General features: G+C 43.8%; 18 protein-coding genes, 1 pseudogene and 1 riboswitch. Of the genes and pseudogenes, 7 read left to right on the top strand and 12 right to left on the bottom strand.

Annotation, left to right across the window (positions count from 1 at the left end; translation table 11 throughout):
- Positions 1–18 precede the first annotated feature (18 nt).
- Positions 19–798: a phospholipase YtpA gene (ytpA, locus tag ACMX2I_RS06195; protein WP_414956465.1), complete on the bottom strand. Its 780-nt coding sequence runs from the start codon at positions 796–798 to the stop codon at positions 19–21.
- Positions 799–846: 48 nt separating this feature from the next.
- Between ytpA and ACMX2I_RS06190 the strand changes: the two genes are divergently transcribed.
- Complete coding sequence (locus ACMX2I_RS06190) at positions 847–1356, top strand: gamma carbonic anhydrase family protein (protein WP_414958301.1); 510 nt, start codon at positions 847–849, stop codon at positions 1354–1356.
- A gap of 262 nt (positions 1357–1618) precedes the next feature.
- Here ACMX2I_RS06190 and ACMX2I_RS06185 read toward each other — a convergent pair.
- The 3 genes and pseudogenes from ACMX2I_RS06185 to metK all read right to left on the bottom strand — a co-directional run.
- Positions 1619–1785 (bottom strand): annotated as a pseudogene (locus ACMX2I_RS06185) (amino acid permease); the annotation flags it as partial.
- Between the two features lie 97 nt (positions 1786–1882).
- Positions 1883–3781: an asparagine synthase (glutamine-hydrolyzing) gene (gene asnB, locus ACMX2I_RS06180; protein WP_087992897.1), complete on the bottom strand. Its 1899-nt coding sequence runs from the start codon at positions 3779–3781 to the stop codon at positions 1883–1885.
- 149 nt (positions 3782–3930) lie between these two features.
- Entirely contained in the window at positions 3931–5133 is a 1203-nt protein-coding gene (gene metK, locus ACMX2I_RS06175; RefSeq protein WP_414956464.1) for a methionine adenosyltransferase, read from the bottom strand.
- 168 nt (positions 5134–5301) lie between these two features.
- Positions 5302–5440, bottom strand: a riboswitch (SAM riboswitch).
- Positions 5441–5636: 196 nt separating this feature from the next.
- On the opposite strand from metK, the gene pckA reads away from it, so the two are divergent.
- The gene (gene pckA, locus ACMX2I_RS06170) at positions 5637–7220 is read left to right on the top strand and encodes a phosphoenolpyruvate carboxykinase (ATP) (protein ID WP_414956463.1); all 1584 of its coding nucleotides are present in this window, start codon (positions 5637–5639) and stop codon (positions 7218–7220) included.
- Between the two features lie 38 nt (positions 7221–7258).
- On the opposite strand, the gene ACMX2I_RS06165 is transcribed toward pckA, so the two are convergent.
- Both ACMX2I_RS06165 and ACMX2I_RS06160 read right to left on the bottom strand, forming a co-directional pair.
- Positions 7259–7501, bottom strand: a complete 243-nt coding sequence (locus ACMX2I_RS06165) for a DUF2584 domain-containing protein (protein ID WP_414956462.1) — start codon at positions 7499–7501, stop codon at positions 7259–7261.
- Between the two features lie 51 nt (positions 7502–7552).
- Positions 7553–8326, bottom strand: coding sequence for a prolyl oligopeptidase family serine peptidase (locus ACMX2I_RS06160; RefSeq protein ID WP_333562057.1), 774 nt, complete (start codon positions 8324–8326; stop codon positions 7553–7555).
- Between the two features lie 149 nt (positions 8327–8475).
- Between ACMX2I_RS06160 and ACMX2I_RS06155 the strand changes: the two genes are divergently transcribed.
- From ACMX2I_RS06155 to ACMX2I_RS06145, 3 genes are read left to right on the top strand one after another with little or no spacing between them, the layout of a single operon-like run.
- Positions 8476–9480, top strand: coding sequence for an ABC transporter substrate-binding protein (locus ACMX2I_RS06155; protein ID WP_148962418.1), 1005 nt, complete (start codon positions 8476–8478; stop codon positions 9478–9480).
- A gap of 12 nt (positions 9481–9492) precedes the next feature.
- Entirely contained in the window at positions 9493–10275 is a 783-nt protein-coding gene (locus ACMX2I_RS06150) for an ABC transporter ATP-binding protein (RefSeq protein ID WP_087992902.1), read from the top strand.
- The gene (locus tag ACMX2I_RS06145) at positions 10250–11062 is read left to right on the top strand and encodes an ABC transporter permease (RefSeq protein WP_087992903.1); all 813 of its coding nucleotides are present in this window, start codon (positions 10250–10252) and stop codon (positions 11060–11062) included. Before ACMX2I_RS06150 ends, ACMX2I_RS06145 begins: the two co-directional genes overlap by 26 nt.
- A 187-nt stretch (positions 11063–11249) precedes the next feature.
- Here the strand turns inward: ACMX2I_RS06145 and ytkD are convergent, their stop codons facing one another.
- The 3 genes from ytkD to ACMX2I_RS06130 all read right to left on the bottom strand — a co-directional run bounded on the left by ytkD (position 11250) and on the right by ACMX2I_RS06130 (position 12945).
- On the bottom strand, positions 11250–11726 hold the full coding sequence (gene ytkD, locus ACMX2I_RS06140; protein WP_087992904.1) for an RNA deprotection pyrophosphohydrolase: 477 nt from the start codon (positions 11724–11726) through the stop codon (positions 11250–11252).
- A 211-nt stretch (positions 11727–11937) separates the two neighbouring features.
- Positions 11938–12342: a holin family protein gene (locus ACMX2I_RS06135; RefSeq protein WP_014114879.1), complete on the bottom strand. Its 405-nt coding sequence runs from the start codon at positions 12340–12342 to the stop codon at positions 11938–11940.
- Between the two features lie 165 nt (positions 12343–12507).
- Positions 12508–12945: a Dps family protein gene (locus ACMX2I_RS06130; protein ID WP_087992905.1), complete on the bottom strand. Its 438-nt coding sequence runs from the start codon at positions 12943–12945 to the stop codon at positions 12508–12510.
- Positions 12946–13067: 122 nt separating this feature from the next.
- Between ACMX2I_RS06130 and ytzI the strand changes: the two genes are divergently transcribed.
- Positions 13068–13208, top strand: a complete 141-nt coding sequence (gene ytzI / locus ACMX2I_RS06125; RefSeq protein ID WP_176365300.1) for a YtzI protein — start codon at positions 13068–13070, stop codon at positions 13206–13208.
- On the opposite strand, the gene ACMX2I_RS06120 is transcribed toward ytzI, so the two are convergent.
- Together ACMX2I_RS06120 and ACMX2I_RS06115 are read right to left on the bottom strand one after the other, a co-directional pair.
- Positions 13202–13639 carry a FixH family protein gene (locus ACMX2I_RS06120; protein WP_414956461.1) on the bottom strand — a complete coding sequence of 146 codons (438 nt, stop codon included), beginning with the start codon at positions 13637–13639 and terminating at the stop codon, positions 13202–13204. The genes ytzI and ACMX2I_RS06120 overlap by 7 nt on opposite strands.
- Positions 13640–13758: 119 nt before the next feature.
- The gene (locus ACMX2I_RS06115; protein WP_148962423.1) at positions 13759–14232 is read right to left on the bottom strand and encodes an S-ribosylhomocysteine lyase; all 474 of its coding nucleotides are present in this window, start codon (positions 14230–14232) and stop codon (positions 13759–13761) included.
- 128 nt (positions 14233–14360) lie between these two features.
- Here ACMX2I_RS06115 and yidD point away from each other — a divergent pair, with 128 nt between their 5' ends.
- Positions 14361–14588 (top strand): membrane protein insertion efficiency factor YidD, encoded by a 228-nt coding sequence (gene yidD / locus ACMX2I_RS06110; RefSeq protein WP_087992909.1) that lies wholly within the window; start codon positions 14361–14363, stop codon positions 14586–14588.
- On the opposite strand, the gene ACMX2I_RS06105 is transcribed toward yidD, so the two are convergent.
- The gene (locus ACMX2I_RS06105; protein WP_087992910.1) at positions 14585–15148 is read right to left on the bottom strand and encodes a beta-class carbonic anhydrase; all 564 of its coding nucleotides are present in this window, start codon (positions 15146–15148) and stop codon (positions 14585–14587) included. The genes yidD and ACMX2I_RS06105 overlap by 4 nt on opposite strands.
- Between the last annotated feature and the right edge of the window lie 116 nt (positions 15149–15264).

The following is a 15264-nucleotide window of genomic DNA, read 5'->3' as shown; positions in this document are numbered from 1 at the left end:
CATGCACCCCCAATTCGTTCAAATATATTGATCAGTAAACACTCTTGCTGCTTTAAAGACATCTTCTCTTTCAGGTTCATTAAATATTTCATGATAAAGTCCTTCCCACTCTCTGTACGCTTTATTTCGGGAAGCAACACCTGAAAACCACTTGATCACCATCGTTTTGTCAACAAGCTTGTCGTCACCTGCCTGCATCACAAGAAGCGGCACTCTCAAAAACGCATCTGTCGGCACCATCGCTGACTCAATTGTTTTCAATAGTTCTCTGTACCACCTGACAGATACTTTCCTGACGTATAACGAGTCGTTTTGGTCGGCCTCGATGACATCCTCATTACGCGTCGCCATATCAATTGATAAACCCGAATCAACCCTAAGCGACGGAGCGATGACATTTAGGCCTCTTGATGCAAGATCAAGCGCTTTATTGACTTTAATTTGCAGTCCGAGACACGGTGATGATAAAATAATTCCCGTGATCCGGGGATTTCTTTGCCGTTTAAACCATTCAATCGCGATCAGGCCGCCCATGCTGTGTCCAAGAAGAAAAACCGGCAGCTCAAAGGTTCGTGCTTTATCTATCCAAGTATCTACTTCATCAATGTATTCTTGAAATGAGCGAATATGACCTCTTGCCCTTGTCGTTGTTCCCTGACCCGGCAAGTCGCCCATGACAACGTGATAACCCGAAGATCTCCACATTTCAATCAGCCATTTATATCGTCCGTGATATTCACTTGCACCGTGAATCATCACAATGACTGCAACAGGTCTGTCTGCTTTCCAGGTCCACATGCTCTTCACCTCATACGAAATTTAAATAGAGAAAGAAGGATGAATATTATGATCTACCCTTATAAGAAACACATGCCAGATATCCACCCAACAGCCTTTGTAGCTGATAACGCAACAATTACCGGTGATGTTGTTATCGGAGAACAGTCCAGCATTTGGTTTTCTGTTGTCATAAGGGGAGATGTCGCGCCGACCAGAATCGGAAACAGAGTCAATATTCAAGATTTAAGCTGCCTCCATCAAAGCCCGAACCGGACGCTTCTCATTGAAGATGACGCCACGATAGGCCATCAGGTTACACTTCATAGCGCTATCATCCGCAAGAACGCCTTAATCGGCATGGGCTCAATCATCTTGGACGGAGCCGAAATTGGCGAAGGCGCCTTTATTGGTGCCGGCAGTCTTGTGCCGCCGGGAAAAACCATTCCGCCTGGCCATCTCGCCTTTGGCCGTCCTGCAAAAGTCATCCGCCCTTTGACGGAAGAAGACCGGCAAGATATGCAGCGAATACGGTCGGAATATGTAGCAAAGGGCCAATACTATAAATCACTTCAATAAACATAAGACCTGCTTCGTCTTACTTTACCATTTTTCAAATTATGTTTGAAAGCAATAACCATCGGTTACCCGGGCGTAATGACCGTTCGGGTTTTGATTTTTCCATAAAACATTCACATATGGCATCAAACGTATGACTTTTATCTTATCATAAAACATGATTCACAACTGTAGGCAGCCGCTCAAAAACACATTCCTATTCTTTCCTGTTCTTGATTTTCTATGAGCACACACAAAAAGAGCTCACTGTGAGCTCTTTTTGTCAACTGATATTTCGTTCGCTGGCAATAGACATTTTTCTTATGGAAACCTTTTGCATAATACAGTAAGTAAGATGAGAAACCAAACCGGTCCGACAATCACGGATCCTCCTGTATCAGAACTGTAAGCCATAAGAATAAAGATAAATGCTAAAAATGCCAATGATATTTAAGACGCAAACAGAAAAAAACGGATTGGTAATCAATAATGATGGAGAAATAAAGGTATCATAACAAGGCTTTCGACAAATCGAAAGCCTTGTCTGTTACACAAAGATGACTTCTTTAGGCTGATGGTTCAGCTCTTCAGGCATATAGCGTTTTTCGATATTGATGCTATGCCAGATCATAAAGATCAGTACAGTCCAGATTTTACGGCTGTTATCTGCCTTGTCCGCACAATGGTCTTCAAGAAGCTGCAGGACATACTCCTTGTGGATATAAGCATCCGTTTGGCTTTCCTGAATAATATTCCGCACCCATTCGTTCATTTCGTTTTTCAGCCAATGACGGATCGGTACAGGGAAACCGAGCTTTTTGCGGTTTAATACGTGTTCAGGCACAATTCCTTCAGCGGCTTTGCGAAGAAGATACTTCGTCGTGCCGTTCTTCGTTTTCAGCTCATCAGGAATTTTCGAAGCAACATCAAATACAACTTTATCCAAGAATGGCACACGGAGTTCTAAAGAATTCGCCATCGTCATTTTATCCGCTTTTAACAGAATGTCCCCGCGCATCCAAGTGTGGATATCGACATACTGCATTTTATTAATATCGCTGTATGAGCTGCTCTCTGTAAAGTAAGTCTTCGTCACATCGCGATATGAAAGGTTCGGATTATAATGCTTCAGCAGCTGTTTTTTGACAGACTCTTCGAAGATCTTCGCGTTACCGATGTAACGATCTTGAAGCGGTGTGCAGCCGCGTTCAAGCAGGCTCTTTCCTCTCATGCCCTCAGGCATAACAGCCGCAACGTGCAGAAGCATCTTTTTCAGGCCGGACGGAATGCGTTCAAACGGTTTAAGGGATAGCGGCTCACGGTAAATGTTATATCCGCCGAAGAGCTCGTCCGCACCTTCACCTGATAAAGCAACCGTTACATGTTTTTTCGCTTCTTTTGCAACAAAGTACAATGGAATCGCTGCCGGATCAGCAAGCGGATCATCAAAATGCCATACGATCTTTGGAAGCTCGTTCATGTATTCCTCAGGCGAAATGACTTTGCTGATATTCTCAATGCCTAACGCCGCGGCGGTTTCTTTCGCTACATCAACTTCACTGAAGCCCTGCTGCTCAAATCCGACAGAGAATGTTTTTAAGCTCGGATGCAATTCCTTCGCTACAGATACAATAAAGGAAGAATCAATTCCGCCAGACAGGAATGAACCGACAGGAACGTCACTTCTCATATGAACATTTACAGAGTCATAGATCGCATCTCTGACTTCTTTCACAAGCTTATCTTCTTCAGTCTGAACTGGTTTGAAGTTCGCTTTGAAATACGTTTTGAATGTGATATCGCCATCTGGGCGGATTGTAAACTGTGAACCCGGCTCTATTTTTTTCACATTGGCATCAAGCGTGTTTGGTTCAGGAACGAATTGGAATGACATGTACTGCTGCAATGCCTCTTTATCTATTTCAATATCATTTTGAGCAACCATTAAACTTTTTCTCTCTGAGGCAAAATAAACCTGATCATTGATCGTTGTGTAATACAATGGTTTAATGCCGAACGGATCTCTTGCTCCATACAGCACATGATCGTTTTTATTCCAAATCAGAAAGGCAAACATACCGCGCAGTTTGGACGCGGCTTCTTCTTTGTAGTGACGATAAGTCGCAAGAAGAACCTCTGTGTCCGAATCCGTGTTGAATGTATACCCCTTTGCTTCAAGTTCTTCTCTCAGTTCAATATAGTTATAGATTTCTCCGTTAAAGATAATCCAATAGGTTTCATCTTCATATGATAAAGGCTGTCCGCCATTTTCTACATCAATAATGCTGAGCCGTCTGAATCCGAATCCAACGTGCTCATCATGGAAATATCCATCACTGTCAGGACCGCGGTGAACGATCATTTGGTTCATTTGTTTGATTAGTTCTTCTTGATCAGCGGTTTGAGCTAACGGATGCTTGTTAAAAACCCCGACAAATCCACACATAGTATTGCCTCCATAATTAAAATTGTCATCATTGAACCCCTATTTATAGACGCTGTGAATAGTATTTGGTTTCACAGTTATGTAAAAATATAAACATGAATACAACGATAAAAAAAGGAAAGCCGCTTAACCAGTAAGCGGCTATAAAATTATTCTCCTAACGCTTCTTTGCGCAGCTGCTCCGCTTTGTCTGTACGCTCCCACGGAAGATCAACATCGTGACGTCCGAAGTGGCCGTACGCAGCAGTTTGTTTGTAGATCGGACGGCGTAAATCAAGCATTTTGATAATGCCGGCAGGTCGTAAATCAAAGTTATTGCGAACAACTTCAATCAGTTTTTCCTCAGAAGCTTTTCCGGAACCGAATGTGTTGATTGAGATTGACACAGGCTGTGCAACACCGATCGCGTAAGCAAGCTGCACTTCGCAAGAATCCGCAAGCTCAGCCGCAACGATGTTTTTCGCAACGTATCTCGCTGCATAAGCAGCAGAACGGTCTACCTTCGTCGCATCCTTGCCTGAGAACGCGCCTCCGCCGTGGCGTGCATAGCCGCCGTACGTATCAACGATGATTTTGCGTCCTGTAAGTCCCGCATCCCCTTGAGGGCCTCCGATAACGAAACGTCCTGTAGGGTTGATGAAATATTTTGTTTCTTCATCAATCAGCTCTTCAGGAACAACCGGATTGATAACATGTTCTTTAATGTTGCGCTGGATTTGCTCAAGCGTAATTTCAGGGTGGTGCTGAGTTGAAATAACAATCGCGTCAATACGGACAGGTTTGTTATTTTCATCGTATTCAACGGTTACTTGTGTTTTGCCGTCAGGGCGAAGGTACGGAAGAATATCTTCTTTACGGACTTCACTCAGGCGGCGGGCCAATTTATGAGCAAGTGAAATCGGAAGAGGCATAAGCTCTTTCGTTTCGTTGCACGCATAACCGAACATTAAACCTTGGTCACCCGCACCGATCGCTTCAATTTCTTCATTGCTCATTGTGCCTTCACGGGCTTCAAGCGCTTGGTCTACACCCATCGCGATATCAGCAGACTGCTCGTCAATTGATGTTAAAACCGCACAAGTTTCCGCATCAAATCCGTATTTCGCACGTGTGTATCCGATTTCTTTAATGGTTTGACGAACCGTTTTCGGAATGTCAACATACGTAGATGTTGTGATCTCTCCGCTGACAAGAACCAAACCGGTTGTCACTGACGTTTCACAAGCCACACGCGCGTTAGGGTCTTTCTTTAAAATTTCATCTAAAATGCTGTCAGAAATCTGGTCGCAGATTTTATCCGGATGTCCCTCCGTAACAGATTCTGATGTAAATAAACGACGATTTTTACTCATGATTTGCTTCCTCCTGCACAAGGCCTCCCGATAGACCTTGTATATATGATACGGAACTCGCTCCCTCTTATACAATGTAACGTTATATTAGAGAATGTTAATTGGCATATTTTATGAAATAAAAAAACCTTTTCCATCGAGGAAAGGGTTTGGTCTTTGTGCCTTTCACTCTTATCGCTCAAGGAATCATACAACCTTGCAACAGGTTAGCACCTTGGTTGTCTCACACAGCTGAACCTAATAAATAACAGAGAAACCGGTTGCTGGGCTTCATAGGGCCTGTCCCTCCGCCAGCTCGGGATAAGAGTATCCGCTCAATGAAATATCTTATCGTAAAAGGGTTTGCAATGTCAATATGATTCAGAAGAAATAGGCACCTATATCAAGGGAAAACAATGGAAACGCACACACAAAAAACGATAAATAGTATAGACTATTTGAAAATATATGTTATACTAATTCACAATTAGCAAAACACAAAAAACGATAAAGGAAGGTTTCATATGAACTCAGTTGATTTAACCGCTGATTTACAAGCCTTATTAACAAGTCCAAATGTGTGTCATAATTTATCAGCAGCACAGCTTACAGAAAAAGCACTGTCCCGAAACGAAGGCATTTTAACATCCACGGGTGCCGTTCGGGCGACAACAGGCGCTTACACAGGACGTTCGCCTAAAGACAAATTCATCGTGCAGGAAGAAAGCACGAAAAATAAGATCGATTGGGGTACGGTGAATCAGCCGATTTCAGAAGAAGCGTTTGAGCGGCTGTACACAAAAGTTGTCAGCTATCTGAAACAGCGGGATGAGCTATTTGTTTTTGAAGGATTTGCCGGAGCAGATGAAAAATACAGACTGCCGATTACCGTCGTGAATGAGTTCGCTTGGCACAATTTATTCGCCAGACAGCTGTTTATCCGCCCGGAAGGCCATGATAAGAAAACAGTTGAACAGCCGTTTACCATTCTTTCCGCTCCGCATTTTAAAGCAGATCCAAAAACAGACGGCACACATTCCGAAACGTTTATTATTGTCTCTTTCGAAAAGCGGACGATTTTAATCGGCGGAACAGAGTATGCCGGAGAGATGAAGAAATCCATTTTCTCTATTATGAATTTCCTGCTCCCCGAAAGAGATATTCTATCCATGCACTGCTCTGCCAATGTCGGTCAAAAAGGCGATGTCGCCCTTTTCTTCGGACTATCTGGAACAGGCAAGACCACCCTGTCAGCCGATGCTGACCGCAGGCTGATCGGCGACGATGAACACGGCTGGTCTGACACAGGCGTCTTTAATATTGAAGGCGGGTGCTACGCCAAATGCATTCATTTAAGCGAGGAAAAGGAGCCTCAAATCTTTAACGCGATCCGCTTCGGGTCTGTTCTCGAAAATGTTGTTGTTGATGAAGAGACACGCGAAGCCAATTATGATGATTCCTTCTATACCGAAAACACGCGGGCGGCTTACCCGATTCATATGATTGAAAACATCGTCACACCAAGCATGGCAGGCCATCCTTCAGCCATTGTATTTTTGACGGCTGATGCATTCGGAGTCCTGCCGCCGATCAGCAAACTGACGAAGGAGCAGGCGATGTACCATTTCTTGAGCGGTTATACGAGCAAGCTTGCTGGAACCGAACGCGGTGTGACGTCTCCTGAAACGACGTTCTCCACATGCTTCGGCTCACCATTCCTGCCGCTTCCTGCTCATGTCTATGCTGAAATGCTAGGCAACAAGATCGATGAACACGGCGCAGACGTTTTCTTGGTCAATACCGGCTGGACCGGCGGCGGCTACGGCACAGGCGAACGTATGAAGCTTTCTTACACGAGAGCGATGGTCAAGGCAGCGATTGAAGGCAAATTAGAGGATGCAGAAATGACGACTGACGATATTTTCGGCCTGCATATTCCGGTTCACGTTCCCGGCGTACCTGATCAGATCCTTCAGCCGGAAAACACATGGAACAACAAGGAAGAATTCAGAGAAAAAGCGATCTACCTTGCAAATGAATTCAAAGAGAATTTTAAAAAGTTCGCACATACAGATGCCATTGCACAAGCAGGCGGCCCTCTCGTTTAAAAAGCAAAAGCCAAGAGCATTTACGCTCTTGGCTTGTTTTAATTGACAGAATGCAGGGACGTCAGCTTGTACGTAATGATGGTCCGGCCGTCTTCCCATTGAAGCTTCTGCACTTCAGCTGTGCCCGACTTTTCGCCGAACTTTGTTTTACGCACGTCCATCGGAATCTCCATCGGACACACACGATATCCATCTTTTTCCAACGTGAATATATTTTCATCTATGCGAACTTCTTTTCCTTTTGTCACAATCAGTGTATTAAATTCAACAGGCATTCCCAAAGTGAAATCCCCTTTCGTTCTCTTTTTTCTTTATCATAACATATTTCACCGTCAGCGGTTTTTCATCCATTGTGTCAGCTGCCGCACGATACGCCGGTTTTCTTTTGGCGGAAAATAATGTGTGAATTTACTGTAGTACCACGTCTCCACCGGCTTATGCAGCTGTTTTAGCTTCTCTTCAAATAAATAGGAATGCCGAATCGATACATTTTGGTCTTTTTCTCCATGGATTAACAGCACGGGAGCCTGAATTTTGTTTATTTGGTCAAACGGTGTTCTCCATTTATATGCCTCAGGCACCTTTTTCGGTGTTCCCCCGATGACTCTTTTCATCATTCGCCGCAAATCGTGCCGCTCCTCATATGTAAGGATCATATCGCTGACGCCTCCCCAGGAAACGAATGAAGCCGCATGCCGGCCCATTTCAATCGCAGTGAGCATTCCCATCATTCCGCCGCGGGAAAAGCCGAAAATATGAATTCTGTCCTTTTTGACATTCGGATGCTGCTGGAGCAGGCGAAAAGCAGAAAAAGCATCCTCCCTGTCTTCTCCGGCAAAATCCTCGTTGCCCTCGCCTCCTTGATTTCCTCTGTAGAACGGAGCAAACACAACAAATCCTTGGGACGCAAACTGGATAATCCGGCCCGGCCGAACCATGCCCACGCTTTTAATCCCGCCGCGCAAATATAAAAATCCGTCATACTGTCCCGGTGCCGCCGGCTCAGCAAGAAGCCCCTTTATCCGTAAGCCATTTGAAAGATAGCAAATCGTATACAGACGCACATGCTGACTTGGCGACGGAAATCTCCTTTTCTCGACAATCAAAGCAAGCCGCCTCCTTTTCTATATGTTTTCCTTACTCTAAACTTACATCCGGCGAACCTGATTAGGCATTCACACATTTTTATACCCATCATACGATATGTAAAGCAAAAAAGGATATTAACTTGATGCTAAATAAGGAGGTTGTCTATGTGAACAAATGGTTAAGGCTGGGATGCGCCTGTGTTGGCAGTATATTTCTGATGATCGCTCTGGCAGCTTGCAAGCAGGAAGAAACACTCACCAAAGTCAAAGTAGCCGAAGTGACCCATTCGATTTTTTACGCGCCTTTATATGTCGCTGAGTCTAAAGGATTTTTCAAGGAAGAAGGGCTTGATGTCAATGTAAGCACGACATGGGGCGGCGACAAAACGATGACCTCGCTTCTTTCAAACGGCTCCGACATCGCCCTTGTTGGATCAGAAACATCTATTTATGTCGAAGCGCAAGGAGCTAAAGACCCCGTCATTAATTTCGCCCAGCTGACTCAGACAGACGGAACGTTTCTTGTCGCGAGAGAAGATGCTGAACACTTCGACTGGGATCAGCTGAAAGGAAAAACGTTTCTCGGCCAAAGAAAAGGCGGCATGCCGCAAATGGTCGGCGAGTATGTACTGAACAAACATAAGATTAACCCGCATAAGGATGTTGATCTCATCCAGAACATAGACTTCGCCAATATCGCCAATGCATTTGCTTCTGGAACCGGCGATTATGTACAGCTCTTTGAACCGCAAGCTTCGCTGTTTGAGAAAAAAGGCATCGGCCATATCGCGGCTTCGTTCGGAGAAGAATCAGGCCAGGTTCCTTATACGACTTTTATGGCGAAACAAAGCTACCTGAAGAAACATGAAGACACAGCAGTCAAGTTTACAAAAGCCATTTATAAGGCACAGCAATGGGTGGAAAATCACTCTGCGAAAGAAATCACAGAAGCCATTAAAGGTGAATTTGATGATACTGATCCAGAAGTCATCGAAACATCCATTGACCGCTATAAAAAACAGCATTCGTATTCGCCGGACCCTCTGCTCAACGAAAAAGAATGGGAGCTGCTCCAAACCATTATGGATCAATCGGGAGAACTGCCGAAGCGCATTCCATACAATCAGCTTGTAAATAAACAAATTGCCGAAAAAGTCACCTCGGAAAAATAGGAGGCGCCATCTATGTCTTTCTTACATGTCGACCATGTAACCCATACTTATTTTTCTATTAAAGAAAAAACGACGGCCGTGCGGGATATTCACTTCGAGGCCGAAAAAGGTGATTTCATCTCATTTCTCGGCCCAAGCGGCTGCGGAAAAACAACGCTGCTTTCCATTATCGCCGGCCTGATTGAGCCAGCGGAAGGCAGAGTTCTGATTGAAGGCAGTGAGCCGAATCAAAAAGAACATAACATTGGCTACATGCTTCAGCAGGATTACTTATTTCCCTGGAAATCTATCGAGGAAAATGTGCTTCTCGGTTTAAAAATCGCTGACACGCTGACGGAAGAAAGCAAGGCTGCTGCACTCGGCCTATTGTCTGGGTTCGGTCTCATAGATGTGGAGAAAAAATATCCGAAAGAGCTGTCAGGCGGTATGCGCCAGCGGGCCGCGCTTGCAAGAACTCTTGCGCCAAATCCAAGTCTGCTTTTGCTGGATGAGCCATTTTCCGCGCTTGATTTTCAGACAAAGCTTTCATTGGAAAACCTGGTATTCCGCACATTAAAGGAGTATCAAAAAACAGCGGTGCTAGTCACTCATGATATTGGGGAAGCGATAGCGATGAGCGATACGATCTTTTTATTTTCAAATCAGCCGGGCAGCATTCACCAGATTTTTACGATCCCTAAAGAATTGGCCGCGATGATGCCTTTTGACGCCCGTCAGGAGCCATCCTTCCAAACGCTGTTTCAAACGATATGGAAGGAGCTGAATTCTCTTGAGAAACAGCAAAGAAACCATTGATCTGCTTCACGAGCAATATCAATTCAAACAGAAAAAGGAAAAACGGAATGTCTATTCCTTTCAGCTTGCCATATTTATTCTCTTTTTCTCGGGGTGGGAAATCTCCAGCAGGCTCGGCTGGATCGATCCGCTGATCTTCAGCTCTCCTTCAGCTGTATGGAACTTATTGCTGGAGAAGCTCGGTGACGGGTCTTTACTGTCACATATCGGCGTCACTTTATTTGAAACAGTGCTTGGCTTTTTGCTTGGGACGTTTATGGGTACGTGCCTCGCTGCTTTGTTATGGTGGTCCAACCGGCTTGCGAGGATTTTAGATCCGTATCTCGTTATTTTGAATGCAATGCCGAAAGTGGCGCTGGGCCCGATTCTGATTGTCGCGCTCGGCCCCAGTTTGATCAGCATTATTGCGATGGGGGCCATCATCAGCGTCATTATCACAACCATCGTCGTGTACACCGCCTTCCAGGAGGTTGACGAAAACTATATAAAAGTTATGAAAACATTCGGCGCAACGAAATGGGGCATTTTTAAAGAAGTGATTCTGCCCGCATCCTCCCCCGCTATTATCTCAACTCTGAAAGTAAACGTCGGTTTATCATGGGTTGGCGTCATTGTAGGCGAATTCCTAGTTTCCAAGATCGGATTAGGATACATGATTATTTACGGTTTTCAGGTCTTCAATTTTACGCTCGTCTTCTTAAGCCTGCTGATCATCGCCATATTCGCCACTCTGATGTATCAGGGCGTAGAGCTGCTGGAAAAGAAATGGACGAAGGGCAGGACATAAAAAAACCCGGCACATGTGCCGGGTTTTCAGCGTGTCGGCAAACCCTCGCATTCGTTGCCAGGCCTGCGCTTCGGTGCTCACGTAAAAAAGATCATTGGCTATACGCTAGAGCGTCCTTCCTATACTTCAAGGTTTTCAATCACGCTGAAAAATGACAAAATCAGAAAACCTGATACTGCCGGGGTTTTTATTCAATCCATCCAGCTTCTTTCAATTTTTTTAAACTGATCGGAAGAACGGAATCCTTCATAATAAAGCTGAATTTTTTATTACGGGAAAGGTTTTCCGGCAGCTGATGAAACAAAACCGGACCTTTCGTTTCAAAGTAATCAGCTTGCTTTTCAAGCTTTTCTACATCTGCAAAATATATATTTTTCACAATTACTTTTTCTTTACCGAGAACTTTATACTGTCCGAGGTACTTGAGGCTTTTCACTCTCGCACCCGTCTCTTCCTTTACTTCCCGGAGCGCCGCTTCTTCTGCGCACTCCATCGGCTCTACTTTCCCGCCTGGAAACTCATAGCCTCTGTCCTCATGCTCTGTTAAAAGCCATTTGCCGCCAAAACGGCAAATCACCCAGACATGCTTCGGGCTGTCCGAGAAAGGCTGATCGTCAAAGGAAAGCTGAACAGTATTCTGATAATAATCTTTAAACTCGTACATGTTTATCCCTCAAATCCGTTCCTAGCTATCTTCCATACATCATACCACAGTTATGTTTCTTCGGAAGCCCTTTAACAAAAAATAAGGGAAACCCAGCACGCCATCAGGGTCTAAAAGCATACAGACTAGCTCGTACAGATTTTGCCTTGCCTTTTGCCAAGATGTGCGACTGACGCTCTGGGCTTTATTATGACCTGTGAATAGCTAAAAGTTACGGTTTGCGCTTGAATTTATTTTTTAACGTTTCTAAAAGATCGACAAGCATTTGAGGAACCGGTATGCCGAGAGAGCTGGCTGTCACTACAATTTGCACAGATTCATAAAGAATATAAAACATAATAGCCAAGTCACGTATTGACCCCTGTGTATTCAGCAGCTGATCAAAAAAGTGGCATACAGAGATCAGAGCCAGCGTGACTAATTTTTTAACAAGCCGAGCAAATACCTTTTTAAACGCCAATTTGTGAATAATCGTTTCCTTCAAGGTTGTACTGATAAATTCAATTGCCATAAGAGAGAGCAAAATCAGGAATGAATACTGAAAACCGCCAAAGAAAAAACCCGCTGCTGAAACGCTGACTGCTAAAAACGAAAAGATGCCAAAGTCTCTATCCATTATCCCAACATCCTTTCACAGAAACGGCCTTACGATATTCTATGGAAAACAAGCCGAACGGATTGGATTTTTCAGAAAAATGGACTGGTTGTCGCCTATTTTTTCAGATACAACATCAAAAGCCGGACGTCTTTTATAAGACATCCGGCCTTTCTTTTTTTGAATTTATCCTAGGTAAGCTTTCAGCATCCAGTTGTGTTTTTCAATATTTTGATGGATCGCAAGAAGCATATCCCCTGTTGTTTCGTCACCAACTTCATCAGCTAAATCCATGCCGCTTTTCAGCTCTTCCGCGATGACTGTGAAATCATCATATACACTCTGAACCATTTGTTCAGCTGATTCATTTCCTTCCGCTTCTTTTACAGAAGCCGTTTCCAAGGATTCCTTCATTGTCGCAATTGGTTTTCCGTTCAGCGCCAAAAGACGTTCTGCCAAGTCATCAATATAAGTTGCTGTTTCGTTATACAGCTCTTCAAACTTTTCATGAAGAGTGAAAAAATCTTTCCCTTTCACATACCAGTGATAATTATGTAGTTTCACATACATGACTGTCCAGTTGGCTACTTGTTTGTTCACTGCTTGAATCAATTGTTCTGACATGATTATCTTCCTCCTTGTTTATATGAATATGTATACCCTCTATATCGTACGCTAAAACCTCTTTTTTACCCTTATCCGTTTTCACTATGTTACAATTGTTAAAAAACGGGAGGTGGAATATCATGACGCTTCTCATTACGGTAAGTATGTTGATTGTGCTGGCTGTTTTGCTTATAACCATTTGGTCGACTGTGAAAGCCTATAATGTAAAGCACACCATTGATCCTCCGCAAGAAACTCGTTCGGATTCAAAAAATCAATGATTGTGTGAATGCTCGTCTTCAGACTGATTGCCGGCAGCATCGGCGTTTCCGACTTGGACTTTTATGGTCGGCATGCTATGCTGTTTTTTTGCTGTGACATGGGATTGGACAGTGTATACACCATCTTCCTTAAACGTTGTTTCCAATCGGTATAAGCCTTTTTCTTGCTTTGCTTTAAACATGTGGCTGGCGTCTTTTTCTCCTTCTTTCCACACTTCAAACTCCACTTCATCGGCATCCGTCACCGCTTCGTCGCCATATGATACCGCTGCTTCATAAGCGGCGCTTTCTCCTGCATTTACTTTTTCAGGTCCGGTCAGTTTGACATCCAATACCTCGGGCGTCTCATCAGTATTTGCTTTGTTTTCACCAGATCCGCACCCGTTAAGCAGAAAAGCAGAAAAAAGCAGAACAATCCACATCTTTTTCATGCCATCACCCTTTCATTGTTTACCTAAATAGTAGCAAACGCTTACAGCAAATGGTACACAAAATATGAGACGTCACAAAAAAGACCTTTTTGCTTAAGCGCAAAAAGGTCTTTTTATATTTAGCCAAATACTTTTAGCAATTCTTCTTTATCCTGTGACAGCCAGAAACGCATTAAACGTTTAGCGCCTTCCAGATCATGAAGCTTCGCCTGTCCGCACTGCTTTTCGTTCGCAGCCGGAATTTCGGTAATCTCTACCGCTTCCTTCATTGTGTCTTCAAGCAGATCAGCAATTTCCGCAGGTGTCGGCTCTCCGCTCACAACAAGATAATAGCCTGTTTGGCAGCCCATTGGAGAAATATCAATAATATCAAAATGATCATATTTCTCAGCGTGAGAACGAATCGTAAACGCGAGCAAATGCTCAAGTGTGTGAATGGTGTCAGGTTTCATCGCCTGTTTATTTGGCTGGCAAAAACGAATATCAAATTTATTTACAACGCCGTCTGTTCCTACTTTATGCACGCCGCAATGTCTTACGTATGGAGCAACAACCGCATTATGATCAAGCTCAAAACTTTCTACTGAAGGCATAATGGCACTCTCCTCTTTTTTTAAAATGTAATTTCATTATAACATACCTTTCCGATGAGAATTATCGAATAACTTTTCAATCTGTGTTTTTTTTCTTATACTTGCATCAGAAAGGTTGCTGAAGACATATGAAAACCCTATTTATCGCTCTGATCAGAGGATATCAAAAATTCATCTCGCCGCTAACGCCGCCAACATGCCGCTTTTATCCGACTTGTTCCCAATATGGAATCGAAGCGATTAAAACGCATGGCGCTTTAAAAGGCGGATGGCTGACCATCAAACGGATTTTGAAATGCCACCCGTTCCATCCGGGAGGAGTCGATCCTGTTCCTGAAAAGAAACGAAAACATTAATCGTTATAGCCGTTTACGACAAGATCCAGTTTTCCGGTTTTAGGATCAATGACTAATCCATGGACAGGAACGTTTTCCGGGAACAGCGGATGATGTTTAATAACGTCTACGCTGTCTTTCACACTCGCTTCCACTGAATCAAAGCTTTTAAACCATTGATCAAAGTCCACACCGGAGTACTTTAATGTTTCGATGCGTTCTTCCGTAATTCCTCTTTCTTTGATTTTATCAAGCATGCTTTTGCTGCTGATTTTGCTCATGCCGCAATCGTGGTGCCCGATCACACATACCTCATCGGCGTTCAGCTCGTACACTGCGACAAGCAAACTTCTCATGATGCTTCCGAATGGGTGTGTCACAAGCGCACCGGCACTTTTAATGATTTTCACATCACCGTTTCTCATATTCATCGCATGCGGCAGCAATTCTACCAAACGAGTGTCCATACAAGAAAGAATCGCCACTTTTTTATCTGGAAATTTTGAAGTCTGATACTTTTCGTATTCCCTTTGATCAGTAAATGTTTTGTTAAAGTCGAGAATATCATTTAGCAGGCTCATAACTAGTTGTATCCTTTCTGGTCTTTTTACTCATCAATATATCACAGCATTTGTCTTTTCGTCATCTTATCGAAAACAAACGAGGACAGAAAAAAAGACAAACCCTCAGGTCTGCC

It is taken from the genome of Bacillus sp. SW14, from assembly GCF_047608225.1.
Lineage (GTDB): Bacteria > Bacillota > Bacilli > Bacillales > Bacillaceae > Bacillus > Bacillus subtilis_G.
This window is presented reverse-complemented; position numbering and strand designations above follow the sequence as displayed.